The sequence below is a fragment of the Streptomyces sp. NPDC019224 genome (genome assembly GCF_040632605.1).
Lineage (GTDB): Bacteria > Actinomycetota > Actinomycetes > Streptomycetales > Streptomycetaceae > Streptomyces.
On record NZ_JBEYCF010000003.1, the window covers coordinates 22,721 to 49,686 of the forward strand.

Sequence of the window (26,966 nt, forward strand, 5' to 3'; positions counted from 1 at the left end):
GGACCTGCGTGGTTCAGCCGCGCAGAGGCAGCACCTGCCCCGCCACCACCAGCAGTACCTGCTCGCACTCCCCGGCCACCGCCGCGTTCAGCCGGCCCAGCTCGTCGCGGAAACGCCGGCCGGCCGCGGTCGCGGGGACCACGCCGGAGCCGGTCTCGTTGGTCACCAGGACGACCGTGCGCCGCGTCCCGCGCACCGCCGCGACCAGCTCCGCGGTCCTCGCGCGCAGCGCGCGCTCGGCGCCCTCGGCCCACGCGGCGTCGTCCCAGGCGCCCACCCGGTCCATCAGGTCCGTCAGCCACAGGGACAGGCAGTCGATGAGCAGCGGCGGCCCGTCCGACGACAGCAGCTCCGCCAGCTCGCACGTCTCCTCGGTGCGCCAGGCGGCCGGCCTGCGCTCCCGGTGCAGCCCGACCCGGGCCGCCCACTCCGCGTCGCCCTCCCGGGCGCCGCCGGTCGCCACGTACACGACCTCCGGGTACGTCTCCAGACGGCGTTCCGCCTCGACGGACTTGCCGGAGCGCGCGCCACCGGTGACCAGGGTGCGCCGGGGGATCGCGGCCGGGGCGCGGTGGCCGCCGACCGCCAGCGTCGTGCCGTCCGGTACGGCCCGGGCCCCGGCGGCGGCGAGCCGGCGGTCCAGCTCGGGGCCGGGCGGCGCGTCGTGGTCCAGGTGGACGGCGATCAGCTCGGTGGCGGGTCCGATCGCCTCGACGGCCCGCAGCCGCGCCACCGCGTCGGGCCGCCCGACGACGTCCCCGGCGACCAGGTCGTACGGCTGCGCCACCGGGTCCGTCAGGCCGGCCGGTGCGCCGCCCGGCGGCAGGTAGAGCAGACGGGTGCCCTCCGGCGAGGTCACCTCGTACCCCGTACCGGGGGCGTCCATCGGCACGGCCCGCACCCGGTGTCCGCTGATCAGCGTCAGCACCCGCCCGTCCGGCACCCGGCCCGCCGGGGGCAGCCCGGCGGGCAGTTCGACGGCGGGCCCGTCGTGCGGGTGGGTCAGCAGTACCTGGCGTACGCCGGTGAGCGAGCGGCCCGCGCGGGCGGCGGCGAACACCGCCCCGGGCGTGAGGTCGAGCAGCAGCGCGGCGTCGATCAGGAGAGCGGTCGCGGCCCGGCTGCCGGCGCCGCGGGCGAGGGCGCACGCGGCGCAGGGGCAGTCGGGCCGCGGCAGCCCGTCGGGGGCTCCGGTGCCGAGCAGAGTCAGTTCCACGTTCCGATCCTCCCGTGTCCCCGCCCGGGTACGCGACATGGGTGCGCGACAGGGGCGAACCTTGGCTGCCGCGGCACTAGGCTGCCGAGCGGAACGACACAACCAGGAGGCGGACATGGCGTGGACGTGGCGGTTCGAGAAGTCCGACGGTACGGAGACGGAGCCGGCCCGGCAGCCGGAGGAGTTCACGACACAGGGCGACGCGGAGTCCTGGATCGGTGAGTACTGGAAGGAGCTCCTGGACGGCGGGGCGGACCAGGTCACGCTCTTCGAGGACGCGACGAAGATCTACGGCCCGATGAGCCTCCAGGCCGACGCGGCCGGCTGACGACGGCTTTCGGAACACGACGGCCGGCTGACGACGGCTTTCGGAACACGACGGCCGCCGGGGAGCCCTCACGGGCCGCCCGGCGGCCGTCGCCGCGTCGCGCGTCGCGCGTCGCGCGTCGCTCGGATCCCGCCGAGCAGTCGGATCCCGCCGAGCGCTCAGATCTCGCCGAGGGTGGCCTCGGCCGTCCTCTCCGCGTTCCCCCGCGTGTACGTCACGGTCACCTTCTGGCCCGGTTCGTCGCCGGCCAGGGCCTCGGCGAGGGACGTGATCGTGGTGACCTTCGAGTCGCCGACCTTCGTGATGATGTCGCCGACCCGCAGCCCCGCCTCGTCGGCCGCGCCGCCGTTCTGCACGCTGACGATCGCGACGCCCGCCGGCCGGTACTCGTCGTTGACGACCGTGCGGCCGGTGATGTCGAGCGCCGCCCGGCCCGAGTCGGTCACCTTGCCGTTCTCGATGATCTGGTCCGCGACCGTCTGCACCATCGAGGCCGGGATGGCGAAGCCGATCCCGGGGGCCGCGCTGTCACCCATCTCCGGGTCGGACGCGGCGAGCGTCGGGATGCCGATGACCTGGCTGTCCAGGTTCACCAGGGCGCCGCCGCTGTTGCCCGGGTTGATCGCCGCCGAGGTCTGCACCATGTTCGCGATGGTCGCGCCGGTGCCCCCGCCCGAGCGGCCCTCGCTCACGGTCCGGCCGAGCGCCGAGACGATGCCCTGGGTGACGCTGCTGGACAGGCCCAGCGGCGAGCCCATCGCGAGGACGATCTGCCCCACCGCGACCTTGTTCGAGTCGCCGAACTTCGCGGGCCGCAGCCCGTCGGGCACGTCGTCGAGCTTGATGACGGCCAGGTCCTGGTCGGGGTAGGCGGCGACGAGCGAGGCGTTCAGCACCCGCTCACCGGTGGCCACCGTGACCTTGAACGTCTTCTCGTCGCCGACGACGTGGGCGTTGGTGACGATGTGGCCCTCGGTGTCGTAGACGACCCCGGAGCCCAGGCTCTCGGAGGCGTCGATCTGCACGACCGACGGCAGCACGTTGTTGATGGCGGACTGGTACTGGCTCTGCAGATCACCGGTCGCCTTCGAGGCCGGGCCCGGCTGGGCGGAGCCGGACGCCGTCGCGTCCGGCTCCGATGAAGGGGTGTTCGAGTCGGAGCAACCGCTCACCAGCGCGATCGCGCAGACACCCGCGGACAGGGGCAGCAGCAGCCGGCGCACACGGCGGCGGGAGTGAATGGCATCCATGTCCGGATTATTGCTTTTGCCCACCCGGGTGGCCCGTCGAGCGCATCCACCGGGGGTGCCTACCCCCGCACCCCACACAGATGCAGCAGCGCCGCCACCCCGCGGTACGGGTCCGTCCGCCCGGCCCGGTCCTCCGCCGCGAGCACCTGCTCCAGCTCCGCGGCCGACGGCAGCTCCACGTCGTTGCTCACGTTGTCCGTGAAGATCCGCACCCCGTACCAGGCGTGCAGCGGCGCCGCGATCGAGGCGAGCGTCGCTGTGAGGGCGTCGAGCCGGTCCGCGCGCACGGACAGGCCGAGCCGGTTGGTGTACCGGTCGGTGTCGAACGCCGCGAGGGCCCCGTCCCAGTCCCCGGCCATGCCCGGCCGCATCGCCAGCGCGTCCGCGTTCCGTACGAGCAGGGACAGCAGCCCGCCCGGCGCCAGCATCCTGGCCAGGCCCGCCACCATGGCGTCCGGCTCCTGGACGTACATCAGCACGCCGTGGCAGAGCACCACGTCGAAGCTCCCGGGCAGGAAGTGGACGCCGGTGTCCTGGCCGTTGCCCTCGATGAGCCGCACCCGCTCACGGATGCCGGCCGGCTCGCCGCCCAGCGCCTCACGGGCGAGGCGCAGCATCTCCGGGTCGGACTCCAGGCCCGTCACGGTGTGGCCGGCCCGGGCCAGACGCAGCGCCTGGGTGCCCTGGCCCATGCCGACGTCCAGGATGCGCAGCCGCTGCCCGACCGGGAAGCGGGCCGCTATCTGCTCGTCCAGCTGCCGGGCGACCAGCTCCTGGCGCACGGTGTTGCGCAGTCCCGCGAGCCCCTTGGCCCAAACCGCCGAGGCCCCCGCGAAACCGGAGACCGCACTGGCCGGCCCGTGGGCGGACCCACCGTCGGCCGGGCCGGACGGCTCCGTACTCAGGGCCGCTCCCCGCGCTTGACCTGCGGCTTCGGCAGACGAAGCCGGCGCATCTGGAGCGTGCGCATCAGGCCGTAGGCGACCGCGCCGCGCTTCGGGGTGTCCGGGAACCGGGTGTTCAGCTGCTTGCGCAGGCGGAACGCGAGCCCGACCGAGTCGATCACGATGAGCACGATCACGACCAGCCACAGCAGCAGCGAGATGTTCTGGATGCCCTGCACCTGGATCACGCTGAGGATCAGGATGACCACGGCGAGCGGCAGGAAGTACTCCGCGATGCAGAAGCGCGAGTCCACGAAGTCGCGGACGAAGCGGCGCACCGGCCCCTTGTCGCGCGCCGGCAGATAGCGCTCGTCACCGTTGGCGAGCGCCTCCCGCTGCTTGGCCATGTCCACGCGCCGCGCTTCGCGCTGGCGCTTCATGGCCTCCTTGCGGTCGAGCGGCGCGCCGCTGGAGGCACGACGGCGCTGCGTCTGGGCCTCGCTGCGCTTGGGGGTGGGGCGACCCTTGGGAGCCTGCGGGTCGCGGGGCGTCTTGGAGAGGTCCGCCGTCACCTTGTCGGTGGGGGCCTTCTCTTCCTTGGAACGGCTACGGAACACAAGGCCCAAGGGTACGGGGTCGATCGCGGATACCCGCAGGCCGGCCGGGAACGATCCGGCAACGGCCCGCGTCCCAGGAGGTGCATGAGCGGACGATACGGGCGCCACCTACTCCCTGGGCCGGAGTGGGCCCGGCGCACAGTCGTCCTTGGGGAGGACCCCATCCATGTTCGAACAGTGCGGTAATGGAGACAGGGCCCGTACTGTGGGTTCTGTTGGAGTGCTGGAGCCCAGTTGAGTCAGAAGGGGGCGCGCGAAGCCCATGAGCGGTGTCATGAAGCGTATGGGGATGATCTTCCGCGCGAAGGCAAACAAGGCCCTTGACCGGGCCGAGGATCCGCGCGAGACCCTCGATTACTCGTACCAGAAGCAGCTGGAGCTGCTTCAGAAGGTACGTCGCGGTGTCGCCGATGTGGCGACCTCGCGCAAGCGGCTCGAACTGCAGCTGAACCAGTTGCAGGGCCAGTCCGCCAAGCTGGAGGACCAGGGCCGCAAGGCGCTCGCGCTCGGCCGCGAGGACCTGGCGCGCGAGGCGCTGTCGCGCCGCGCCGCCCTCCAGCAGCAGGTCACCGACCTGGAGACGCAGCACACCACGCTGCAGGGCGAGGAGGAGAAGCTCACCCTCGCGGCCCAGCGGCTCCAGGCCAAGGTGGACGCCTTCCGCACGAAGAAGGAGACCATCAAGGCCACCTACACGGCGGCCCAGGCGCAGACCCGGATCGGGGAGGCCTTCTCGGGCATCTCCGAGGAGATGGGCGACGTCGGCCTGGCGATCCAGCGCGCCGAGGACAAGACGCAGCAGCTCCAGGCCCGCGCGGGCGCGATCGACGAACTGCTCGCCTCCGGCGCCCTCGACGACCCGACCGGCACGGCGAAGGACGACATCGCCGCCGAGCTGGACCGGATCTCCGGCGGTACGGACGTGGAGCTGGAGCTCCAGCGCATGAAGGCCGAACTGGCCGGCGGCTCCTCCTCGCAGCAGGCGATCGAGGGCGGCCGGCAGGACGCCCAGCAGCAGAGCGACCAGTCGCACAAATTCGACAAGAACTAAGGCAGCGTCATGATCGTACGGATCATGGGGGAGGGCCAGGCAGTCCTGGCCGACAGTCATCTCGCCGAGCTCAACAAGCTCGACGACGCCCTGCTGGCCGAGATGGAGAGCGGTGACGGACAGGGTTTCCGCACCACGCTCCACGCGCTCCTGGCCCGCGTGCGCGAACTCGGCACACCCTTGCCGGACGACTCCCTGGAGCCGTCCGAACTGATCCTGCCGTCGCCGGACGCGACCCTCGAAGAGGTGCGCGCCATGCTCAGCGACGACGGCCTGATCCCCGGCTGACGCCGGCGGCTCTCCGGCACCCGCACCCTGTGCCCCGCGCCCGCCCCCCGGCGGACGCGGGGCACAGGGACGTCCGGGCCCGCTGCTCCCGGCCGGACCTGTCCGCGCGTGCCACGCCGTAACGTAGCTGGACGTGACCACCCTCGGAACCGGGGTCCTGCGCATCCGCCACTGGCTGCGCGGCCATCCCCTCGCGCTGGACGGCGCGCTCGCCCTGGCCGTGCTCGTGGCCATGATCATCGGGTCGTTCGTCGACCCGGGCGGGCCCGAGGGGCCCGCCTTCGGCGCCCGCACGCCCGCCGCGAGCAGCCTGCTGCTGATGGTGCTGAGCGCCCTCGCCCTGGTCGGACGGCGCCGCGATCCGATGGCGGTGCTCGCGGTCACCGGTGCGCTGGCCTTCCTCGAACTGGTCACGGCCGACCCCCCGGCCCCCGTGGTGATGAGCGCGGTCATCGCGCTGTACACCGTCGCCGCCCGCACCGACCGGCCCACCACCTGGCGGGTCGGGCTGCTCACGATGGCCGCGCTCACCGCCGCCGCCATGTTCTTCGGCTCGCCGCCCTGGTACAGCCAGGAGAACCTGGGCATCTTCGCCTGGACCGGGATGGCCGGCGCGGCGGGCGACGCGGTCCGCTCCCGGCGTGCGTTCGTCGACGCGATCAGGGAGCGCGCCGAACGGGCCGAACGGACCCGCGAGGAGGAGGCCCGCCGCCGGGTGGCGGAGGAACGGCTGCGCATCGCCCGCGACCTGCACGACGTCGTCGCCCACCACATCGCCCTGGTCAACGTCCAGGCCGGGGTCGCCGCCCACGTCATGGACAAGCGCCCCGACCAGGCCAAACAGGCCCTGGCGCACGTCCGGGAGGCGAGCCGCTCGGCGCTCGACGAGCTACGGGCCACCGTCGGCCTGCTGCGCCAGTCCGGCGACCCGAAAGCGCCCACCGAACCGGCCCCCGGCCTCGCGGTCCTCGGTGAACTCGTGGAGAGCGTGCGCCAGGCGGGTCTGTCCGTCGAGGTGGCCTGCGCGGCGGGGGACGGCCCGCCGCTGCCCTCGGCCGTCGACCTGGCCGCGTACCGGGTGATCCAGGAGGCCCTGACCAACGTCCGCAAGCACGCCGGCCCGGGCGCCAGGGCCGAGGTGAGCGTCGTACGGGTCGGAGCCACCGCCGAGGTCATGGTCCTGGACAACGGCCGGGGGAACGCCGGCGGCACGGAGGCCGCGGCGCCCGGCGGCGGTCACGGTCTGCTCGGGATGCGCGAACGCGTCACCGCGCTGGGCGGCACCCTCACCGCCGGTCCCCGCTACGGGGGCGGGTTCCGCGTCCATGCGATCCTGCCTCTCGAGGCCCGTGCGCAGGAGCCCGGCCGGCCGGGCACGGCGGGCCGGACGGGGGGGAACACATGACACCGGCCATCAAGGTCCTGCTCGTCGACGACCAGGCGCTGCTGCGCAGCGCGTTCCGGGTGCTGGTCGACTCGGAGCCGGACATGCGGGTGGTGGGCGAGGCGGCGGACGGGGCACAGGCCGTGGAGGTGGCCCGCGCCGAGCGGCCCGACGTGGTGCTGATGGACATCAGGATGCCCGGCACGGACGGTCTTGCCGCCACCCGGATGATCAGCGCCGACCCGGATCTCGCGGAGGTCCGCGTGGTCATGCTCACCACCTTCGAGGTGGACGAGTACGTGGTGCAGTCGCTGCGGGCCGGGGCGTCGGGCTTCCTCGGCAAGGGCGCCGAACCGGACGAACTCCTCAGCGCGATCCGGATCGCCGCGGGGGGCGAGGCGCTGCTCTCGCCCGCCGCGACCAAGGGCCTGATCGCCACGTTCCTCGCGCAGGGCGGCGGCGGGGCCGGTGAGGGGCCGGGCGCGGCCGAGTACGCGGAGCGGCTGTCGGCCCTCACCACACGGGAGCGCGAGGTGCTGGTCCTGGTCGCGGGCGGACTGTCCAACGACGAGATCGCCGAGCGCCTGGTCGTCAGCCCACTCACCGTCAAGACCCATGTGAACAGGGCGATGGCGAAGCTGGGCGCCCGGGACCGCGCACAACTCGTGGTAATAGCGTACGAATCGGGCCTGGTGCGTCCACGGGTGGAGTGAGGGTGCAGCCGGGGCGTACTCCAGCTGCGGTATGCGCGGCGCGGGAAAGCGACCCAGGGGCCGAGGACTTTCGTCCCGGGGATCGGCGATCGTATAGGTGGGCGGGTCTGTCCCCCGCGAACCCGCCCACCTGCCGCGTAAGCCACAGAAGAGAGACCCACCCATGTCCTGGCTGTCCAGATTCAGCCTCGCGCAAAGGGCCCTGATCGGGCTGATCTCGATCGTCGCGCTCGTCTTCGGAGCGATCGCGATCCCGCAGCTCAAGCAGCAGTTGCTGCCCACCATCGAACTCCCGATGGTGTCGGTGCTCGCGCCCTACCAGGGTGCGTCCCCCGACGTGGTCGAGAAGCAGGTCGTCGAACCGCTCGAGAACTCCATCAAGGCCGTCGACGGGGTCACCGGCATCACGTCGACCGCCAGCGAGGGCAACGCCGTCATCATGGCGTCCTTCGACTTCGGTGACGAGGGCACCAAGCAGCTCGTCGCCGACATCCAGCAGGCCGTGAACCGGGCCCGTATCCAGCTGCCCGAGGACGTCGACCCGCAGGTCATCGCCGGCTCGACGGACGACATCCCGACCGTCGTCCTCGCCGTCACCTCGGACAAGGACCAGCAGGCGCTCGCCGACCAGCTGGACCGCACCGTCGTCCCCGCCCTGGAGGACATCGACGGCGTCGGCCAGGTATCCGTCGACGGCGTGCGGGACCTCCAGATCTCCGTCACCCCGGACGACAGGAAGCTGGCCGCCGCCGGACTGAACGCGGCCTCGCTCTCCCAGGTGCTCCAGGCGGGCGGCGCGACCGTACCCGCGGGCGCCTTCTCTGAGTCCGGCAAGAGCCGCACCATCCAGGTGGGCGGGGCCTTCACCTCGCTGAAGCAGATCGAGGACCTGCGGGTCACCGGACAGAACCCGGCCTCGGGCAAGCCCGCCAAGCCGGTCCGCCTCGGTGACATCGCGAGGGTGGAGCAGGAGGCCGCCACCGCGAACTCCCTCACCCGCACCAACGGCCGGCCGAGCCTCGCCGTCATGGCGACGATGGACAAGGACGGCAGTGCCGTCGCCATCTCGGAGGCCGTCGAGGACAAGCTCCCGGACCTCCGTCAGGACCTCGGTTCCGGCGCCGAGCTGACGGTGGTCTCCGACCAGGGCCCGGCCGTCTCCAAGGCGATCTCCGGCCTGACGACCGAAGGCGCGCTCGGCCTGCTCTTCGCGGTCATCGTGATCCTGGTCTTCCTGGCCTCGCTGCGCTCGACCCTGGTCACCGCGGTCTCCATCCCGCTCTCCGTGGTCCTCGCGCTGATCGTGCTCTGGACCCGCGACCTGTCGCTCAACATGCTGACCCTGGGCGCGCTCACCATCGCGATCGGCCGGGTCGTCGACGACTCGATCGTCGTCCTGGAGAACATCAAGCGGCACCTCGGCTACGGCGAGGAGCGCCAGTCGGCGATCATCGCCGCGGTCAAGGAGGTGGCCGGCGCGGTCACCTCCTCGACCCTCACCACCGTCGCCGTCTTCCTGCCGATCGGCCTCGTCGGCGGCATGGTCGGACAGCTCTTCGGCCCGTTCTCGCTGACCGTCACCGCGGCCCTGCTGGCCTCGCTGCTGGTCTCGCTGACCGTGGTTCCCGTCCTGTCGTACTGGTTCCTGCGCGCTCCCAAGGGCACCGCCGAGGACCCGGACAAGGCGCGCCGCGAGGCCGAGGAGAAGGAGGCCCGCAGCCGCCTGCAGAAGATGTACGTGCCAGTGCTGCGGTTCGCCACCCGGCGCCGCGTCGTCAGCCTCCTCATCGCCGTCGTCGTGCTGGTCGGCACCTTCGGCATGGCTCCGCTGCTGAAGTTCACCTTCTTCGACCAGGGGGAGCAGGAAGTCCTGTCCATCAAGCAGGAGCTGGCCCCGGGCACCAGCCTGGAGGCTGCGGACCAGGCGGCCAGGAAGGTCGAAAAGGTCCTCACCGACGACAAGGGCGTCAAGGACTACCAAGTCACCGTCGGCTCCTCCGGCTTCATGGCCGCCTTCGGCGGTGGTACGGGAGCCAACCAGGCCAGCTACCAGATCACGCTGAAGGACGCCTCCGACTTCGAGGACGCCCAGGACCGCATCGAGAGCGCCCTCGCCGAGCTCGACGGCATCGGTGACACCACCATCTCGGCGGGCGACGGCTTCGGCAGCCAGAACCTGAGCGTCGTGGTCAAGGCCTCCGACGCGGACACGTTGAAGAAGGCGTCGGAGGCCGTACGGGCCGAGATGTCGAAGCTCAAGGAGGCCACGGACGTCGAGAGCGACCTGGCCGAGAGCGTCAAGCGCATCTCCGTCACGGCCAACGCCAAGGCCGCCGACGCCGGTTACACCCAGGCCGCACTGGGCGCGGCCGTCGCCGCGGCGGTGAAGGGCACCCCCGCCGGCAAGGCGATCATGGACGACACCGAGCGTGACGTCGTCGTCAGGTCCGCCCACCCGGCCACCACCATGGAGGAGCTGAAGAACCTCTCGCTGGGCCGCGTGAAGCTGGGCACCATCGCCGACGTGAAGCTGGTCCCCGGACCGGTCTCCACGACGCGGATCGACGGCCAGCGCGCCGCGACGATCACCGCCAGGCCCACGGGCGACAACACCGGTGACGTCAGCAAGGAGCTCAAGAAGAAGATCGACGCCCTCAAGCTCCCGGCCGGCGCCACCGCCACCATCGGCGGCGTCTCCGAGGACCAGCAGGACGCCCTGATCAAGCTCAGCCTGGCCATGCTGGCGGCCATCGCGATCGTCTTCATGCTGCTGGTCGCCACCTTCCGGTCGCTGATCCAGCCGTTGATCCTGCTGGTCTCCATCCCGTTCGCCGCCACCGGCGCGATCGGTCTGCTCGTCGTCACCGGCACCCCGATGGGCGTCGCGGCGATGATCGGCATGCTGATGCTGATCGGCATCGTGGTCACCAACGCGATCGTGCTGATCGACCTCATCAACCAGTACCGGGCGCAGGGCATGGGCGTCGTCGAAGCGGTCGTCGAGGGTGGCCGCCACCGTCTGCGCCCGATCCTCATGACGGCCCTGGCGACGATCTTCGCGCTGCTCCCGATGGCGCTCGGCGTCACCGGCGAGGGCGGCTTCATCTCGCAGCCACTGGCCGTCGTCGTCATCGGCGGTCTGATCACCTCGACGCTGCTGACACTGCTCCTGGTGCCGACGCTGTACGCGATGGTGGAGCTCCGCAAGGAACGCCGCAGGAACAAGAAGGCCGCGAAGCGGGCCGACAAGGCCGGCATCCCGGCCCCGGCCGATTCGAAGGACCCCTCCTCCGACGAACCGGAACCGGCGAAGGCCTGACACCCGAAGCGAAGGGGCTCCGACACCACGGTGTCGGAGCCCCTTCGGCGTGCCGGGAACCAGGCCCGCCGTACCCCTACGGGAGCGCGAGCATCCGTTCCAGCGCCAGCTTCGCGTACTTCTCCGTCTCCGGGTCCACCACGATCCGGTTCACCTGCTTGCCCTCGGCCAGGGATTCCAGGGCCCACACCAGGTGCGGCAGGTCGATGCGGTTCATCGTCGAGCAGAAGCACACCGTCTTGTCGAGGAAGACGATCTCCTTGCCCTCGGGGGCGAAACGGTTCGCCAGGCGGCGTACGAGGTTCAGCTCGGTGCCGATCGCCCACTTCGAGCCGGCCGGAGCCGCCTCCAGGGCCTTGATGATGTACTCCGTCGAGCCGACGTAGTCCGCCGCGGCCACGACCTCGTGCTTGCACTCGGGGTGCACCAGCACGTTGACGCCGGGAATCCGGGCGCGCACGTCGTTCACGGACTCCACCGAGAAGCGGCCGTGCACCGAGCAGTGCCCGCGCCACAGGATCATCTTCGCGTTCCGCAGCTCCTCGGCGGTCAGGCCGCCGTTCGGCTTGTGCGGGTTGTAGAGGACGCAGTCCTCCAGGGACATGCCCATGTCCCGCACGGCGGTGTTGCGGCCCAGGTGCTGGTCGGGCAGGAAGAGGACCTTCTCGCCCTGCTCGAAGGCCCACTCCAACGCGCGCTTGGCATTGGACGAGGTGCAGATCGTGCCGCCGTGCCGGCCGGTGAAGGCCTTGATGTCGGCGGAGGAGTTCATGTACGAGACGGGCACGACCTGGTCGGCGACACCCGCCTCGGTCAGTACGTCCCAGCACTCCGCGACCTGCTCGGCGGTGGCCATGTCGGCCATCGAGCAGCCCGCCGCCAGGTCCGGCAGCACGACCTTCTGGTCGTCGGTGGTCAGGATGTCCGCCGACTCGGCCATGAAGTGCACACCGCAGAAGACGATGTACTCCGCCTCCGGGCGGGCCGCGGCGTCCCGGGCGAGCTTGAAGGAGTCGCCGGTCACGTCCGCGAACTGGATGACCTCGTCGCGCTGGTAGTGGTGCCCCAGAACGAAGACCTTCTCGCCCAGCTTCTCCTTCGCCGCGCGGGCGCGCTCCACCAGGTCCGGGTCGGACGGGGAGGGCAGGTCGCCGGGACACTCGACACCGCGCTCGCTCCTGGGGTCGGCGTCGCGGCCGAGCAGGAGCAGGGCCAGGGGCGTCGGCTGGACATCGAGATCCTGGACGGGGTGGGCCGTGGTCACGTCACGCACCCTTTCTTCTGCGGACTTCTCTGTGGAGAAAGCCTTTTCGTCTAATTGACGCTATCTATCATAGCCGCTTCACGTCACTTTGACGATGCCGAAAGTGTCAATGTGACGCATCCGCCCGCAGGACGGGTGTGCGAGCATGAAGGGAACAGGCAAGCGCTCGGCCCGGAATGAATCCGCGGCCCCGACGGTTGCAACGTCGGCAAGCAGTCTCCGTACAACCCGGGAGAGAAGCAGATGTCCGTATCGGACGAGACCACCACCGTGAGCGACGGCATCCTCCTGTCCGACGCCGCCGCAGCCAAGGTCAAGGCCCTGCTGGAGCAGGAGGGCCGTGACGACCTGGCGCTTCGCGTCGCCGTCCAGCCCGGCGGCTGCTCGGGCCTGCGCTACCAGCTCTTCTTCGACGAGCGCTCCCTCGACGGTGACGTCGTCAAGGACTTCGACGGCGTCAAGGTCGTCACCGACCGCATGAGCGCCCCGTACCTGGGTGGTGCCTCGGTCGACTTCGTCGACACCATCGAGAAGCAGGGCTTCACCATCGACAACCCGAACGCCACGGGTTCCTGCGCCTGCGGCGACTCCTTCAGCTGAGCCACCGGCCACAGCCTCACCACGGCGGCCCCGGGACGAAAGCCCCGGGGCCGCCGTGGTCGTGTCCCTGGGTGTACGGGAAGGCTCAGGCGCGCGGCACCACGGACCCCGAGGCCGTGTCGACCACCTGCCGCCCGTCCAGCGGCCGCTCCAGCGCGACCGTACGGGTCAGCTCCTTCGCGATCATCACGCAGACCTTGTCCGGGTCCTTCGTCTCCCGAACGGTCACCCGGACCGTCTCGCCGTCCTCACGCGCGCTCGCCGTGTACGTACTGCACACGCCGCCCCAGAACGTCACCGACAGGGCCCGCCCGCTCGCGCTGTACGACTGGACGGCGCGGGGCTTCGTCGTACGGTCGCCGTCCGGGGGCGTGCTCGGCGACGGCTCCCGCGTCAGATACTCCGGGTCCACCGCCACCTGCGTGACCGTCTCACCCGCACCACCGGCCGGCTGCACCGAGAAGATCCAGGACGGTACGAGCAGCTGCTCGCCGCCCGCGGAGTGGGCCGCGAGGCCGAAGACCGCCTTCTTCACCGTCACCGTCGTCGCCGGCCGCTCCGCACCGGTCGGGGCGCCGCAGCCGACCCCGGACGAGTTCGTGCCGTTCTCCAGCGGGGCCGGCGAGGCGCATCCGCCGATCTCACCGCCCGCCGGCGGCTGCGCCGCGTTGAGCCGCTTCAGCGCCTCGGCCGCGCCGATCACCGGATAGGCGGCCCCCTTCTCCAGGGCCTTCAGCTTCCCGGCGCCGCCGGTCACCTGCCCGTCCGGTCCCACCTGGATCCCGGTCGCCCAGCCGTACGTGGGCAGCCCGTCCACCACCGGATCGGCGTTCACCACCCGGGCCGAGCCCATGAGCTGACGGGCGTCGAGCGCCGCGTCGTCCTGGCCGGCCGCCTTCAGCACCGGCGTGGCGGCGGCCTTCGCGGCCTTCTCGTCGACGGGCTGCCCGGAGCCGCCCGGCGCCACCGAGCAGACGGGCCCCTTCTTGCAGTTGTCCGTGCCGCCGGTGCCGTACCGGGTGAAGGTCCAGGCCCCGGGGGCCTGCTTGTTCACCCGCAGCACCGGACCCGTGCCGTCCCCGTCGGAGCCCACCTTCCAGGACGTGGCCTCGGACCGCGGGCTGCCCGTCAGCCCCAGCGCCTTCGCCAACCGGGACACCTCGGCGGCCGTGACCGGTCCCCCGGCGCGCTGGACGGAGGCCTTGTCCGGGCCGTCCGGGAGCTTGCCGGAGGCGCGGTAGACCAGCCGGCCGCCGTGCGGATCGGGCTCGCCGGGCGCGATGCCCTCGGGCGGGCCGGAGGGGGTGGGCGAGGGCACGGCCGAGGTGCCCGCGTCGTCCAGGACGAGGGGCGGGGGAGTGCCGTCACCGTCGGCCGCGGCGCTCCGCGTACCGCCGCCGCCGTCCGCCGCGGTCGCGGCCCAGTACGCGCCGCCGCCACCGGCCAGCAGTACGGCCGCCGCCACCGAGGTCGCGACCAGCGGGGAACGCCGCCGGGTGGTGGTCACGTCGTTGTCGGGTCGCTCGGTGCTCACCGGATCGCTCCTTCGCCTGCATCGCCGTCGTATGCCCGGCCGGCACACGGCCCGCCACGTCGGGCGGACACGGCTGGGACGGGGCAGCGGGGCGCCCGGTTCCCCGGGGACGCTGCGGGGGCGGCCGTCAGTCCCCGTACTCCGCCGTCGCGTCGATCAGCCGTGCGGACGCGGGCGGCACGGTCACCCCGTGGATCAGGGCGGGCGTGACGCGGGGAGGGGCGGTCTTCGCGGGGACCACCCAGTGCGGAGCCATCCGCGCGCAGTCTCCGCGCAGCTCGGCCAGCCCGGTCTCGGACTCGCTCGGGACGATGTGGTTCGACATAACGGAACCGTAGGCACCACAGAGCCCGGGAAGAAAGCCCTACTATCGGGTAGTTTTTCCGCTTCGGGGCGAGCGGGAGCGGGTAGCGTGAACTGTCACGTCACCCCTGGGACGCGGACATCCGTTCCCCCTCGACCTCCGCAGGAGACGTCTCCCCGTGCGTATCGCAGTCACCGGCTCCATCGCCACCGACCACCTCATGACCTTCCCCGGCCGCTTCGCCGACCAGCTGGTCGCCGACCAGCTGCACACGGTCTCGCTCTCCTTCCTGGTCGACAACCTGGACGTGCGCCGGGGAGGGGTCGCCGCCAACATCTGCTTCGGCATGGGGCTGCTCGGCACCCGGCCGATCCTGGTCGGAGCGGCCGGCTCCGACTTCGACGAGTACCGGGCCTGGCTCGACCGGCACGGCGTCGACACCGGCTCGGTGCGGATCTCCGAGGTCCTGCACACCGCCCGCTTCGTCTGCACGACGGACGCCGACCACAACCAGATCGGCTCCTTCTACACCGGCGCCATGAGCGAGGCCCGGCTGATCGAGCTGAAGGCCGTCGCCGACCGGGTGGGCGGCCTCGACCTCGTCTCCATCGGCGCGGACGACCCGGAGGGCATGCTCCGCCACACCGAGGAGTGCCGTACGCGCGGCATCCCGTTCGCGGCGGACTTCTCGCAGCAGATCGCCCGCATGGACGGCGACGAGATCCGCATCCTCCTCGAAGGCGCCACGTACCTCTTCTCCAACGAGTACGAGAAGGGGCTCATCGAGTCCAAGACCGGCTGGACCGACGAGGAGATCCTGGGCAAGGTCGGGCACCGGGTCACCACGCTCGGCGCCCGTGGCGTGCGCATCGAGCGGGCCGGCGAGGAGCCGATCGAGGTCGGCTGCCCCGAGGAGAACGTCAAGGCCGACCCGACCGGCGTCGGCGACGCCTTCCGGGCCGGTTTCCTCTCCGGTCTCGCCTGGGGCGTCGGCCTGGAGCGGGCCGCCCAGGTCGGCTGCATGCTCGCCACGCTCGTCATCGAGACCGTCGGCACCCAGGAGTACACCCTGCACCGCACCCACTTCATGGACCGCTTCACCAAGGCGTACGGCCACGAGGCCGCCGCCGAGGTCCGCACGCACCTCGCCTGACACACGCCGTCGGGAAGGACGCGGGCCCGCGCGGACACGGGCCCGCGTCGGCAGGCATACGCGCCTCTCAGGAGAGCCGGCGGACCATATAGGCCGCGCCCCGGTCCGCCGGCTCCTCGCCCACGTACTCCTGCTCACGCATCGCGCACCAGGCCGGGATGTCGAGCCGGGCCGCCTCGTCGTCGGAGAGCACGGTCACCGTCCCGCCCACGGGCACCCCTTCGATCGCCTTTGCGAGTTCGATCACGGGAACGGGGCACCGCCTGCCGAGCGTGTCGAGCACCAGGGAGCCGGCCGGGGCGGGGGAGGGGGCCGAGGGCGCCGGTGCGTCCAGCTGCTCGCGGACGCCGGCGACCAGGCCCGGCAGTACCGCCAGGAAGCGGTCGACCTCCTCGTCCGTGGTGCCCCGTGGCAGCGAAACGCGGACGTTGCCCTCCGAGAGCACCCCCATCGCCTTGAGCACATGGCTCGGCATCAGCGTGCTGCTCGTGCAGGACGAACCGGATGACACGGAGAAACCGGACCGGTCCAGCTCCCGGAGCAAGGTCTCCCCGTCGACATAGAGACAGGAGAAGGTCACCAGATGCGGCAGCCGCCGCACCGGGTCGCCCACCACCTCCACATCGGGTACCAGTGCGGGCACCCGGGTCCGGATCCGGTCCACCAGCGCCCGCAGCCGCACCGACTCCGCGTCCGCCTCCGCCCGCACCGCCCGCAGGGACGCCGCCGCCGCGACGATCGCCGGCAGGTTCTCGAAGCCCGGCGCCCGCCCCGACTCCCGTTCGTCGGCCGGGCCTTGGGGGGCGAACCGGACGCCCTTGCGCACCGCGAGCAGCCCGACCCCGGCCGGCCCGCCCCACTTGTGTGCGCTGCCCGTCACCAGCGACCACCCCTCCGGTGCCGGGCCCCAGGCCAGCGACTGCGCGGCGTCCACCAGGAGGGGCACCCCCGCCGCCCGGCAGGCTCCGGCCACCTCGGCCACCGGCTGCTCGGTGCCGACCTCGTGGCTGGCGGACTGCAGACAGGCCAGCGCGGTGTCCTCGCGCAGCGCCTGCCCGAACGTCCGCGCGTCCACCGCGCCGGTCCGCTCCACCGGCACCCGGGAGACCGTCCCGTCCCGGTCCTCGTGGTCCGCCGCCGAGTGGAGCACCGACGAGTGTTCGACCGCCGACACCACCAGATGGCGGCCGACACGCCGACGCCCGGCGAGCGCGCCGGAAATTCCGGAATGCACCGCCCGGGTGCCCGACGGGGTGAAGGTCAGCTCGTCGGGGCGGCACCCGACGGCCTCGGCGGCCGTCTCCCGCGCGGCGTCCAGCAGCAGCCGGGCGCGGCGCCCCTCGCGGTACAGCCGGGCCGGATCGGCCCAGCCCTCGTCCAGCGCGGCAAGCAGCGCCTGGCGGGCGACGGGATGCAGGGGGGCGGCGGACGCCGCGTCGAAGTAGGGCACCCGGCCACGCTAGCCCGGCGGGTGCCGCGGCCCGGGACCGACCGGCGCCGGGGACCGGGAGAGGGGGCGTCAGATAACGGCCGGAGGCGCGAATTCCACCCCTTCGGGGAGTCGGGCGGCGCGTTGGGCACCCTCCCCGCGCGACCCCAAATAGCGTCCAGTAGGGTTTGGTCCGCATAAACATCCAAACCCCTGCCCGTACAGGGCCGGCGACCGACCAGCGAGACGGCCGCGCCGACCGTGCGGGCGAGACTCTCGGGAAGGCGCTACGTGAGTCCCAACGGCTCCGACCGCTCGTCGCGGCGCCCGATGCGGCGGAAGCTGCCGCAGGTGCTGACTGCGGGCCTGATCCTGGCGACCGCCACCGGTTGCACGTACAAGGACTTCCCCCGCCTTGGTATGCCTACGCCGGTAACGGAAGAGGCCCCACGGATCCTTTCCCTCTGGCAGGGCTCGTGGGCGGCAGCGCTCGCCACGGGCGTGCTGGTCTGGGGCCTGATCCTGTGGAGCGTCATCTTCCACCGGCGCAGCCGCACCAAGGTGGAGGTACCTCCGCAGACCCGGTACAACATGCCCATCGAGGCGCTGTACACCGTGGTCCCCCTGATCATCGTCTCGGTGTTGTTCTACTTCACCGCACGGGACGAGACGAAGCTCCTCACGCTCTCCGAGAAGCCGGCCCACACCATCAACGTGGTCGGCTACCAGTGGAGCTGGGGCTTCAACTACATCGAGAACGTGGACGGCTCCGCCACCACGGGCAACGAGGTCCCCAAGGAGCTCGACGCCATCCCGAACAGGTTCCGTGACGCCTTCCCCAAGGGTGCGGACGGTGTCTACGACGCCGGCATCCCGGGGGACCGGAACCCGCAGACGGGCAACCCCGGCCCGACCCTGTGGCTGCCCAAGGGTGAGAAGGTCCGTTTCATCCTGACTTCGCGTGACGTCATCCACTCCTTCTGGGTGGTGCCGTTCCTCATGAAGCAGGACGTCATTCCGGGCCACACCAACGCCTTCGAGGTGACTCCCAACCAGGAGGGCACCTTCCTGGGCAAGTGCGCCGAGCTCTGCGGCGTCGACCACTCCCGGATGCTCTTCAACGTCAAGGTCGTCTCCCCGGAGCGCTACCAGGCGCACCTCAAGGAACTGGCGAAGAAGGGCCAGACGGGCTACGTGCCGGCCGGCATCGAGCAGACTGACCCGGCCAGGAATGCGGAGACGAACAAACTGTGAGCATCCTCAACGAACCTCAGGGTGCCGCGGCAGCAGACGACTCGTACGAGGACGAGCTGCCGGTCCGGCGCAAGCAGCCGGGAAACGTCGTCATCAAGTGGCTGACCACCACTGACCACAAGACGATCGGCACGATGTACCTGGTCACATCGTTCGCCTTCTTCTGCATCGGCGGTCTGATGGCGCTCTTCATGCGCGCCGAGCTGGCCCGACCGGGCACGCAGATCATGTCGAACGAGCAGTTCAACCAGGCGTTCACGATGCACGGCACGATCATGCTGCTGATGTTCGCGACGCCGCTGTTCGCCGGATTCGCGAACTGGATCATGCCGCTGCAGATCGGCGCGCCCGACGTGGCGTTCCCGCGGCTGAACATGTTCGCGTACTGGCTGTACCTCTTCGGCTCGCTCATCGCGGTGGCCGGCTTCCTCACCCCCCAGGGTGCGGCCGACTTCGGGTGGTTCGCCTACTCCCCGCTCTCGGACGCCGTCCGTTCGCCGGGTGTCGGCGCCGACATGTGGATCATGGGTCTGGCCTTCTCCGGCTTCGGCACGATCCTTGGTTCGGTCAACTTCATCACCACGATCATCTGCATGCGCGCCCCCGGCATGACGATGTTCCGCATGCCGATCTTCGTCTGGAACGTCCTGCTGACCGGTGTGCTGGTCCTGCTGGCCTTCCCGGTCCTGGCGGCCGCGCTGTTCGCCCTGGAGGCGGACCGCAAGTTCGGTGCCCATGTATTCGACGCGGCCAATGGCGGCGCTTTGCTGTGGCAACACCTCTTCTGGTTCTTCGGCCATCCAGAGGTGTACATCATCGCCCTGCCGTTCTTCGGGATCATTTCCGAAGTGATCCCGGTATTCAGCCGCAAGCCGATGTTCGGATACATCGGCCTGGTGGCCGCGACGATTTCCATCGCCGGCCTCTCGGTGACCGTGTGGGCCCACCACATGTACGTCACCGGCGGTGTACTCCTGCCGTTCTTCTCCTTCATGACGTTCCTCATCGCGGTGCCCACCGGGGTGAAGTTCTTCAACTGGATCGGCACGATGTGGAAGGGCTCGCTGTCCTTCGAGACCCCGATGCTCTGGGCGATCGGCTTCCTGATCACCTTCACCTTCGGCGGGCTGACCGGCGTCATCCTGGCCTCGCCGCCGATGGACTTCCACGTCTCCGACTCGTACTTCGTGGTCGCGCACTTCCACTACGTCGTCTTCGGCACCGTGGTGTTCGCGATGTTCTCCGGCTTCCACTTCTGGTGGCCGAAGTTCACCGGCAAGATGCTGGACGAGCGGCTCGGCAAGATCACCTTCTGGACGCTCTTCACGGGCTTCCACGGCACGTTCCTGGTGCAGCACTGGCTGGGTGCGGAGGGCATGCCGCGGCGTTACGCGGACTACCTCGCCGCGGACGGCTTCACCGCGCTGAACACGATCTCGACGATCTCCTCGTTCCTGCTGGGCCTGTCGATCCTGCCGTTCTTCTACAACGTGTGGAAGACCGCCAAGTACGGCAAGAAGATCGAGGTCGACGACCCGTGGGGCTACGGCCGTTCGCTGGAATGGGCGACCTCCTGCCCGCCGCCGCGGCACAACTTCCTCACGCTGCCCCGTATCCGCTCCGAATCCCCGGCGTTCGACCTGCACCACCCGGAGATCACCGCGCTGGAGCAGCTGGACCACGTCTCCGAGGGTGACAAGGCCCTCGCCGGTGGCAAGGAGGCGGGCAAGTGAAGATCCAGGGCAAGATGTTCCTCGGCCTGGCGCTGTTCATCCTCGTCATGGCCATCACGTACGGCGTGTGGTCGAAGGAGCCCGTCGGCACCACCGCGCTGCTCCTGGCGTTCGGCCTGAGCATGATGATCGGCTTCTACCTGGCCTTCACGGCCCGGCGGGTCGACGCGATGGCGCAGGACAACAAGGAAGCCGACGTGGCGGACGAGGCCGGCGAGGTGGGGTTCTTCTCCCCGCACAGCTGGCAGCCGCTCTCGCTGGCGATCGGCGGTGCCTTCGCCTTCATGGGCGTCGTCTTCGGCTGGTGGCTGCTGTACTTCTCGGCACCGCTCCTCCTGGTCGGCCTCTTCGGCTGGGTGTTCGAGTACTACCGCGGTGAGAACCGCACCCAGTGAGACCGGTCCGCCGGTAGCACACCGCTCCACCTGACGGGGGCCGCCACTTCCATCGCGAAGTGGCGGCCCCCGTTTGCAGTCGCCCCGCGCGCTGAAACGGACGAATGTTCTTAGCGTGATTCCATGAGCCACACGCTGCGCATCCGTCCCGTAGTGAGCTGCACTCTGCTGGCCGCGACACTGGTCGCCGGGGCGGCAGCCTGCGGGGACTCCGAGAGCCACCCCCTCTCGGCCCAGCCGTTCGACGCGGCCGACGAGATCTCCTTCAACACGCCCGACGGCGGCAAGAAGGTGGACCCCGACAGGCCCCTGGAGGTCCGGGTCGACGCCGACGAGGGCCGGATCACCGACGTATCGGCCGTGGACGCCGCAGGACGCCATCTGGCGGGCGAACTCGACGCCGACGGCCACCGGTGGCACTCCACCGCCCCGCTGGCCGCAGGGACCCGTTACACCGTCAAGGTCCGCATGGAGAACGGCGACGGGGCCCCGGGCACCCGCACGATGTCCTTCGACACCGCCAAGGCGACCAAGGTCCTCAACGTCACCTTCGGCCCCCAGGCGGGCACCTACGGCGTCGGGCAGCCCCTCACGGCCCAGCTCAGCGCCCCGGTCACCGACAACGCCTCCCGCGCCACCGTCGAGCGCGGCCTGAGGGTGCGCTCGACGCCCGCGGTCACCGGCTCCTGGTACTGGGTCGACGACAAGACGCTGCACTACCGGCCCAAGGAGTACTGGCCGGCGAAGGCCAGCATCGAGGTCAGCAGCACGCTGACCGGCATCAAGGTGACCGACGCGCTCTACGGGGCACCCGCCAAGACGCTGAAGATCGCCACCGGCGACCGCGTCGAGGCCGTCACCGACGCCGCCGAGCACTCCATGACGGTGCTGCGCAACGGCGAAGTGATCAAGACCATTCCGGTGACCACCGGCAAGCCCGGCTTCGAGACGCGCAACGGCGTCAAGGTCGTGCTGGGCAAGGAGTACTACGTACGTATGCGCGGGGAATCCATCGGGATCGCCGCGGGCTCCGCGGACTCCTACGACCTCGACGTCTACTACGCGACCCGGCTCACCTGGAGCGGCGAATACGTGCACGCGGCCCCCTGGTCCACGGGATCACAGGGGTCCGCGAACGTCAGCCACGGCTGCACGGGCATGAGCACCAGCGAGGCCGAGTGGTTCTTCAACACCGTGCGCGAGGGCGACATCGTCAGCGTCGTCGGCAGCGAGGGCGAGACGATGACGCCCTTCGACAACGGCTACGGCGACTGGAACCTGTCCTGGGCCAAGTGGCAGAAGGGCAGCGCGCTGCACAACGACACCACCGCGCCGCGCGTCGACAAGGTCCGGGCGGCGCGGCTGCGCCCCGAGGTCTGACGGCGGGGGTGCGCCGCCCCCGCCCGGACGCGTCACGCGAAGGGGGCTCAGGCCCCCACGGAGAGCCGCGTACGCAGCAGAGCGGCCAGGGAGCCGGCGAACTCCACCGGCTCCACCGGCAGCGTCACCGCGGCGTCCGCACGGCTCCAGGTGGCCAGCCAGGCGTCCTGCGGGCGCCCGATGAGGACCAGCACGGGCGGGCAGCGGAAGATCTCGTCCTTGATCTGCCGGCAGACGCCCATGCCGCCCGCCGGGGCGGTCTCGCCGTCCAGCACGCAGACGTCGACGCCCCCGCGGTCCAGGGCCTCCAGGACGGCCGGCAGGGTGGCGCACTCCAGGAACTCCACCGGCGGCACGTCCGCCGCGGGCCTGCGCCCTGCTGCCAGCCTCACCTGCTCACGGGTGTGCGCGTTGTCGCTGTAGACCAGGACCGTGGCGGTCGGCTGCATTGTTCCTCCGTGACATCCGTGTCTTCGGGGCACTCGGGGCACTCGGTGGACGAGAGCGGTCCGATGCGCGGATCGTACTCCGCCCGACAACCTGTCAGCACCGGTCCGGACGGTGCGTCCCTGGGCCGTTCGGGCAGGACACACCCCTCTGACACACCGAACGGCACCCCCCGGAGTGAGGGCGGGATAAGCGCCCGACATAATGTCGGTCGTGGCGACAGCAACGACAGTAGAAACCGGGCACGCGCACCCGTCGGTCAATCGGCCGAACCTCACCAGCGTCGGAACCATCATCTGGTTGAGCTCCGAGCTGATGTTCTTCGCGGCCCTCTTCGCGATGTACTTCACCCTGCGATCGGTGACCGGACCGGATCACTGGAAGGAAATGGCGTCCGCCCTGAACTTCCCGTTCTCGGCGACGAACACCACGATCCTGGTGCTCTCCTCACTCACCTGCCAGCTCGGCGTGTTCGCCGCGGAGCGGGGCGATGTGAAGAAGCTCCGTGCCTGGTTCGTGATCACTTTCGTGATGGGTTCGATCTTCATCGGAGGCCAGGTCTTCGAGTACACCGAGCTGGTGAAGAAGGACGGCCTCTCGCTGTCCTCCGACCCGTACGGTTCGGTGTTCTACCTGACGACCGGCTTCCACGGTCTGCATGTGACAGGCGGTCTCATCGCCTTCCTGCTCGTTCTGGGCAGGACATACGCGGCCAAGAGGTTCACCCATGAACAGGCGACCGCCGCCATCGTCGTGTCCTATTACTGGCACTTCGTCGATGTCGTGTGGATCGGCCTCTTCGCCACGATCTACATGATCAAGTAACCGGGCCCGAGCCCGAACCACATCCAGCATCGACGCAGAAGATCCTGACACCGGGGTAATCCGTGAAAAAGCTCTCCGCACGACGACGCCATCCGTTGGCGGCGGTCGTCGTACTACTCCTCGCGCTGGCGGCCACCGGGGGGCTGTACGCCGCGTTTGCGCCTGCGAGTAAGGCGCAGGCCGACGACACCGCCCAGTCCCTCGCCATCGACGAGGGCAAGAAGCTGTACTCCGTCGGTTGCGCCAGCTGCCACGGAACCGGCGGTCAGGGCACCTCCGACGGGCCGTCGCTTGTCGGCGTGGGTTCCGCCGCCGTGGACTTCCAGGTCGGTACCGGCCGCATGCCCGCGCAGCAGCCGGGCGCCCAGGTACCGAAGAAGAAGGTCATCTACAGCCAGGCCGAGATCGACCAGCTCGCGGCCTACGTCGCGTCGCTCGGCGCCGGCCCGGCCGTCCCGACCAAGAGCCAGGTCAGCCCGGAGGGTGCGGACATCGCCAAGGGTGGCGACCTGTTCCGTACCAACTGCGCGCAGTGCCACAACTTCACCGGCAAGGGTGGCGCACTGACGAACGGCAAGTACGCGCCGGACCTGGACGGCGTGGACCCGAAGCACATCTACGAGGCCATGCTGACCGGCCCGCAGAACATGCCGTCCTTCCCGGACTCGACGATGCCCGAGAAGCAGAAGCGGGAGATCATCGCCTACGTCAAGACCGTCAACGGCTCCGAAGCCGAGTCGCCCGGCGGCCTCAGCCTCGGTGGCCTGGGTCCGGTCAGCGAGGGCCTGTTCGGCTGGATCTTCGGTCTGGGCGGTCTGATCGCAGTTGCCATTTGGGTCGCGGCCCACACCGCTAAGGCCAAGAAGTCATGAGTAGCCAAGAGATTCCAGAAGAGAACCTGCCCGAAGAGCAGGCCGCCGCGCACGACGCGGTAGACAAGGCGCACGCCGACCCGTTCGCCGACCCGGGGCTGCCGGCCCACAAGCCGCGCATCCAGGACCTCGACGAGCGGGCCGCGAAGCGCTCCGAGCGCACCGTCGCGACCATGTTCCTGTTGTCCATGCTGGCGACGGTGGGCTTCATCGCCTCCTACGTCATCTTCCCGGTCGACAAGATCGTCTTCATCTTCCCGTTCGGTCATGTCAGCGCGCTCAACTTCTCCCTGGGTCTGACCCTGGGGCTGGCGCTCTTCCTGATCGGCGCGGGCGCCGTCCACTGGGCGCGCACCCTGATGTCCGACGTCGAGGTCGCCGACGACCGGCACCCGATCGAGGCGACGCCCGAGGTCAAGGCCAAGGTTCTGGCCGACTTCGCGGACGGTGCCCGGGAGTCCGCGCTCGGCCGGCGCAAGCTGATCCGCAACACCATGTTCGGCGCACTGGCCCTGGTGCCGCTGTCCGGTGTGGTGCTGCTGCGCGACCTGGGCCCGCTGCCGGAGAAGAAGCTCCGCAAGACCCTGTGGGCCGAGGGCAAGCAGCTCGTCAACATGAACACCATGGAGCCGCTGCGTCCCGAGGACGTCGTCGTCGGTTCGCTGACCTTCGCCATGCCCGAGGGCCTGGAGGAGCACGACGAGGACTTCCAGACGCAGATCGCCAAGGCCGCCCTGATGATCATCCGCATCGAGCCGGACGACATCAAGGACAAGCGCGAGCGCGAGTGGGCCCACGAGGGCATCGTGGCCTTCTCGAAGATCTGCACGCACGTCGGCTGCCCGATCAGCCTCTACGAGCAGCAGACGCACCACGTGCTCTGCCCGTGCCACCAGTCCACCTTCGACCTCTCCGACGGCGCCCGCGTCATCTTCGGTCCGGCCGGTCACGCCCTCCCGCAGCTGCGGATCGGCGTGAACAGCGAGGGCAACCTCCAGGCGCTCGGTGACTTCGAAGAGCCCGTCGGTCCTGCATTCTGGGAGCGCGGATGAGTACTGCGACGAACACACCCGGTGCCGCCGCGCCCGGAAACCGCAAGGCGCCCGCCGGCGAGCGGGTGGCCGACTGGGCGGACGGCCGGCTGGGGATCTACTCCCTCGCCAAGTCGAACATGCGGAAGATCTTCCCGGACCACTGGTCCTTCATGCTCGGTGAGATCTGCCTCTACAGCTTCATCATCATCATCCTCACGGGTGTGTACCTGACGCTGTTCTTCCACCCGAGCATGAACGAGGTCGTCTACCACGGCCCGTACGAGCCCATGCAGGGCATCCGGATGTCCGAGGCGTACGCCTCGACGCTGGACATCAGCTTCGACGTCCGCGGTGGTCTGCTGGTCCGGCAGATCCACCACTGGGCCGCGGTCATCTTCCTGGCCGGCATGTTCGTGCACATGTTCCGGGTGTTCTTCACCGGTGCGTACCGCAAGCCGCGCGAGATCAACTGGCTGTTCGGCTTCCTGCTGTTCGTCCTCGGCATGTTCACCGGCTTCACCGGTTACTCGCTGCCGGACGACCTGCTCTCCGGTACGGGTGTCCGCTTCACCCAGGGCGCGATCCTGTCGATGCCCGTCGTCGGTACGTACATCTCGATGTTCCTGTTCGGCGGGGAGTTCCCCGGCGGCGACATCATCGCGAGGTTCTACTCGATCCACATCCTGCTGCTGCCGGGCATCATGCTCGGGCTCGTGGTCGGCCACCTCATCCTGGTCTTCTACCACAAGCACACGCAGTTCGCGGGTCCCGGACGCACCAACAAGAACGTCGTCGGCATGCCGCTGCTGCCGGTGTACATGGCGAAGGCCGGCGGGTTCTTCTTCCTGGTCTTCGGCTTCATCGCCATCATCGCGGCGATCGCCTCGATCAACCCGATCTGGGCGCTCGGCCCGTACCGTCCCGACCAGGTGTCCACGGGCGCCCAGCCGGACTGGTACATGGGCTTCGCCGAGGGCTTCGTCCGTGTGATGCCGGGCTGGGAGATCAACCTGTGGGGCCACACGCTGGTCCTCGGTGTGCTCATCCCGCTGGTCCTGTTCGGTCTGATCCTCGGTCTCCTGGCGCTCTGGCCGTTCATCGAGGCCTGGATCACCGGTGACAAGCGCGAGCACCACATCCTGGACAAGCCGCGCAACGCGCCGACCCGGACGGCGCTCGGTGTCGCCTGGGTGACGATCTACTTCGTCATGCTGATCGGTGGCGGCAACGACATCTGGGCGACGCACTTCAGCCTCTCGCTCAACTCGATCAGCTGGTTCGTCCGCGTCGCCTTCTTCGTGGGTCCGGTCGTGGCGTTCGTCGCCACCCGGCGGATCTGCCTCGGCCTCCAGCGCCGCGACAAGGAGAAGGTGCTGCACGGCCGCGAGTCCGGGCTCATCAAGCGCCTGCCGCACGGTGAGTTCGTCGAGGTCCACGAGCCGCTCTCGCCGGAGATGCTGCACAAGCTCACCGCGCACGAGCAGTACAAGCCGCTCGAGATCGGCCCGACGGTCGACGAGAACGGAGTGCAGCGCAAGGTCTCCGGCCTCCAGAAGCTCCGGGCCCGGCTCAGCAAGAGCATGTACGGCGAGAACAGCCAGATCGCCAAGCCCACCGCCGAGGAGTACAAGGAGATCACCAGCGGCCACGGCCACCACTGATCACCCGTTCCGATCGCCACGGCGAGAGCCC

25 protein-coding genes are annotated in these 26,966 nt (G+C 70.2%); 16 read left to right on the forward strand and 9 right to left on the reverse strand.

Annotated features, from left to right (window positions below; all coding sequences use genetic code 11):
* Window positions 1-13 precede the first annotated feature (13 nt).
* Window positions 14-1,216, reverse strand: coding sequence for a bifunctional adenosylcobinamide kinase/adenosylcobinamide-phosphate guanylyltransferase (locus ABZ564_RS02760; RefSeq protein WP_360848362.1), 1,203 nt, complete (start codon window positions 1,214-1,216; stop codon window positions 14-16).
* Between the two features lie 115 nt (window positions 1,217-1,331).
* On the opposite strand from ABZ564_RS02760, the gene ABZ564_RS02765 reads away from it, so the two are divergent.
* Window positions 1,332-1,544 carry a hypothetical protein gene (locus ABZ564_RS02765; protein WP_360848365.1) on the forward strand — a complete coding sequence of 71 codons (213 nt, stop codon included), beginning with the start codon at window positions 1,332-1,334 and terminating at the stop codon, window positions 1,542-1,544.
* A gap of 158 nt (window positions 1,545-1,702) precedes the next feature.
* On the opposite strand, the gene ABZ564_RS02770 is transcribed toward ABZ564_RS02765, so the two are convergent.
* From ABZ564_RS02770 to ABZ564_RS02780, 3 genes are all read right to left on the reverse strand, one after another.
* Window positions 1,703-2,794 carry a trypsin-like peptidase domain-containing protein gene (locus ABZ564_RS02770; protein ID WP_360848368.1) on the reverse strand — a complete coding sequence of 364 codons (1,092 nt, stop codon included), beginning with the start codon at window positions 2,792-2,794 and terminating at the stop codon, window positions 1,703-1,705.
* A gap of 59 nt (window positions 2,795-2,853) precedes the next feature.
* The gene (locus ABZ564_RS02775) at window positions 2,854-3,576 is read right to left on the reverse strand and encodes a methyltransferase domain-containing protein (protein ID WP_360848371.1); all 723 of its coding nucleotides are present in this window, start codon (window positions 3,574-3,576) and stop codon (window positions 2,854-2,856) included.
* Window positions 3,577-3,695: 119 nt separating this feature from the next.
* A complete protein-coding gene (locus tag ABZ564_RS02780) occupies window positions 3,696-4,295 on the reverse strand; it encodes a DUF3043 domain-containing protein (RefSeq protein WP_360848374.1) in 600 nt (199 codons plus the stop codon).
* Window positions 4,296-4,569: 274 nt separating this feature from the next.
* Here ABZ564_RS02780 and ABZ564_RS02785 point away from each other — a divergent pair, with 274 nt between their 5' ends.
* The 5 genes from ABZ564_RS02785 (at window position 4,570) to ABZ564_RS02805 (ending at window position 11,050) form a co-directional block, all read left to right on the forward strand.
* A complete protein-coding gene (locus ABZ564_RS02785) occupies window positions 4,570-5,346 on the forward strand; it encodes a PspA/IM30 family protein (RefSeq protein ID WP_360848377.1) in 777 nt (258 codons plus the stop codon).
* A 9-nt stretch (window positions 5,347-5,355) separates the two neighbouring features.
* Window positions 5,356-5,634 (forward strand): hypothetical protein, encoded by a 279-nt coding sequence (locus tag ABZ564_RS02790; protein WP_360848380.1) that lies wholly within the window; start codon window positions 5,356-5,358, stop codon window positions 5,632-5,634.
* A gap of 133 nt (window positions 5,635-5,767) precedes the next feature.
* Window positions 5,768-7,039 carry a sensor histidine kinase gene (locus ABZ564_RS02795; protein WP_360848383.1) on the forward strand — a complete coding sequence of 424 codons (1,272 nt, stop codon included), beginning with the start codon at window positions 5,768-5,770 and terminating at the stop codon, window positions 7,037-7,039.
* Entirely contained in the window at window positions 7,036-7,731 is a 696-nt protein-coding gene (locus tag ABZ564_RS02800; protein WP_360848386.1) for a response regulator transcription factor, read from the forward strand. The genes ABZ564_RS02795 and ABZ564_RS02800 overlap by 4 nt, the downstream gene beginning before the upstream one ends.
* A 163-nt stretch (window positions 7,732-7,894) precedes the next feature.
* The gene (locus tag ABZ564_RS02805) at window positions 7,895-11,050 is read left to right on the forward strand and encodes an efflux RND transporter permease subunit (RefSeq protein WP_360848389.1); all 3,156 of its coding nucleotides are present in this window, start codon (window positions 7,895-7,897) and stop codon (window positions 11,048-11,050) included.
* Between the two features lie 76 nt (window positions 11,051-11,126).
* Here the strand turns inward: ABZ564_RS02805 and nadA are convergent, their stop codons facing one another.
* Window positions 11,127-12,314 carry a quinolinate synthase NadA gene (gene nadA / locus ABZ564_RS02810; RefSeq protein ID WP_360848392.1) on the reverse strand — a complete coding sequence of 396 codons (1,188 nt, stop codon included), beginning with the start codon at window positions 12,312-12,314 and terminating at the stop codon, window positions 11,127-11,129.
* Window positions 12,315-12,557: 243 nt separating this feature from the next.
* Between nadA and ABZ564_RS02815 the strand changes: the two genes are divergently transcribed.
* Window positions 12,558-12,914 carry an iron-sulfur cluster assembly accessory protein gene (locus tag ABZ564_RS02815; protein WP_018103583.1) on the forward strand — a complete coding sequence of 119 codons (357 nt, stop codon included), beginning with the start codon at window positions 12,558-12,560 and terminating at the stop codon, window positions 12,912-12,914.
* 85 nt (window positions 12,915-12,999) lie between these two features.
* Here the strand turns inward: ABZ564_RS02815 and ABZ564_RS02820 are convergent, their stop codons facing one another.
* Window positions 13,000-14,448 (reverse strand): hypothetical protein, encoded by a 1,449-nt coding sequence (locus ABZ564_RS02820; protein WP_360848395.1) that lies wholly within the window; start codon window positions 14,446-14,448, stop codon window positions 13,000-13,002.
* A gap of 127 nt (window positions 14,449-14,575) precedes the next feature.
* Window positions 14,576-14,773, reverse strand: a complete 198-nt coding sequence (locus ABZ564_RS02825; RefSeq protein WP_360848398.1) for a hypothetical protein — start codon at window positions 14,771-14,773, stop codon at window positions 14,576-14,578.
* Window positions 14,774-14,930: 157 nt separating this feature from the next.
* Between ABZ564_RS02825 and ABZ564_RS02830 the strand changes: the two genes are divergently transcribed.
* Entirely contained in the window at window positions 14,931-15,905 is a 975-nt protein-coding gene (locus tag ABZ564_RS02830) for a carbohydrate kinase family protein (protein ID WP_360848401.1), read from the forward strand.
* A gap of 67 nt (window positions 15,906-15,972) precedes the next feature.
* On the opposite strand, the gene ABZ564_RS02835 is transcribed toward ABZ564_RS02830, so the two are convergent.
* Window positions 15,973-17,355 carry an aminotransferase class V-fold PLP-dependent enzyme gene (locus ABZ564_RS02835; RefSeq protein WP_360848404.1) on the reverse strand — a complete coding sequence of 461 codons (1,383 nt, stop codon included), beginning with the start codon at window positions 17,353-17,355 and terminating at the stop codon, window positions 15,973-15,975.
* Window positions 17,356-17,625: 270 nt separating this feature from the next.
* On the opposite strand from ABZ564_RS02835, the gene coxB reads away from it, so the two are divergent.
* From coxB to ABZ564_RS02855, 4 genes are all read left to right on the forward strand, one after another.
* A complete protein-coding gene (gene coxB / locus ABZ564_RS02840) occupies window positions 17,626-18,588 on the forward strand; it encodes a cytochrome c oxidase subunit II (RefSeq protein ID WP_360848407.1) in 963 nt (320 codons plus the stop codon).
* Complete coding sequence (gene ctaD / locus ABZ564_RS02845; RefSeq protein WP_360848410.1) at window positions 18,585-20,321, forward strand: cytochrome c oxidase subunit I; 1,737 nt, start codon at window positions 18,585-18,587, stop codon at window positions 20,319-20,321. The genes coxB and ctaD overlap by 4 nt, the downstream gene beginning before the upstream one ends.
* A complete protein-coding gene (locus ABZ564_RS02850; protein WP_360848413.1) occupies window positions 20,318-20,716 on the forward strand; it encodes a cytochrome c oxidase subunit 4 in 399 nt (132 codons plus the stop codon). The genes ctaD and ABZ564_RS02850 overlap by 4 nt, the downstream gene beginning before the upstream one ends.
* Before the next feature lie 123 nt (window positions 20,717-20,839).
* Window positions 20,840-22,096, forward strand: a complete 1,257-nt coding sequence (locus ABZ564_RS02855; RefSeq protein WP_360848415.1) for an Ig-like domain-containing protein — start codon at window positions 20,840-20,842, stop codon at window positions 22,094-22,096.
* Window positions 22,097-22,143: 47 nt separating this feature from the next.
* On the opposite strand, the gene ABZ564_RS02860 is transcribed toward ABZ564_RS02855, so the two are convergent.
* The gene (locus ABZ564_RS02860; protein ID WP_360848418.1) at window positions 22,144-22,545 is read right to left on the reverse strand and encodes a hypothetical protein; all 402 of its coding nucleotides are present in this window, start codon (window positions 22,543-22,545) and stop codon (window positions 22,144-22,146) included.
* Between the two features lie 202 nt (window positions 22,546-22,747).
* Here ABZ564_RS02860 and ABZ564_RS02865 point away from each other — a divergent pair, with 202 nt between their 5' ends.
* From ABZ564_RS02865 to ABZ564_RS02880, 4 genes are all read left to right on the forward strand, one after another.
* Window positions 22,748-23,368 carry a heme-copper oxidase subunit III gene (locus ABZ564_RS02865; protein ID WP_164399455.1) on the forward strand — a complete coding sequence of 207 codons (621 nt, stop codon included), beginning with the start codon at window positions 22,748-22,750 and terminating at the stop codon, window positions 23,366-23,368.
* A gap of 62 nt (window positions 23,369-23,430) precedes the next feature.
* Window positions 23,431-24,240, forward strand: a complete 810-nt coding sequence (locus ABZ564_RS02870; RefSeq protein WP_360848422.1) for a c-type cytochrome — start codon at window positions 23,431-23,433, stop codon at window positions 24,238-24,240.
* A complete protein-coding gene (locus tag ABZ564_RS02875; RefSeq protein WP_360848425.1) occupies window positions 24,237-25,292 on the forward strand; it encodes a Rieske 2Fe-2S domain-containing protein in 1,056 nt (351 codons plus the stop codon). The genes ABZ564_RS02870 and ABZ564_RS02875 overlap by 4 nt, the downstream gene beginning before the upstream one ends.
* Complete coding sequence (locus ABZ564_RS02880; protein WP_360848428.1) at window positions 25,289-26,935, forward strand: ubiquinol-cytochrome c reductase cytochrome b subunit; 1,647 nt, start codon at window positions 25,289-25,291, stop codon at window positions 26,933-26,935. Before ABZ564_RS02875 ends, ABZ564_RS02880 begins: the two co-directional genes overlap by 4 nt.
* Window positions 26,936-26,966 lie beyond the last annotated feature (31 nt).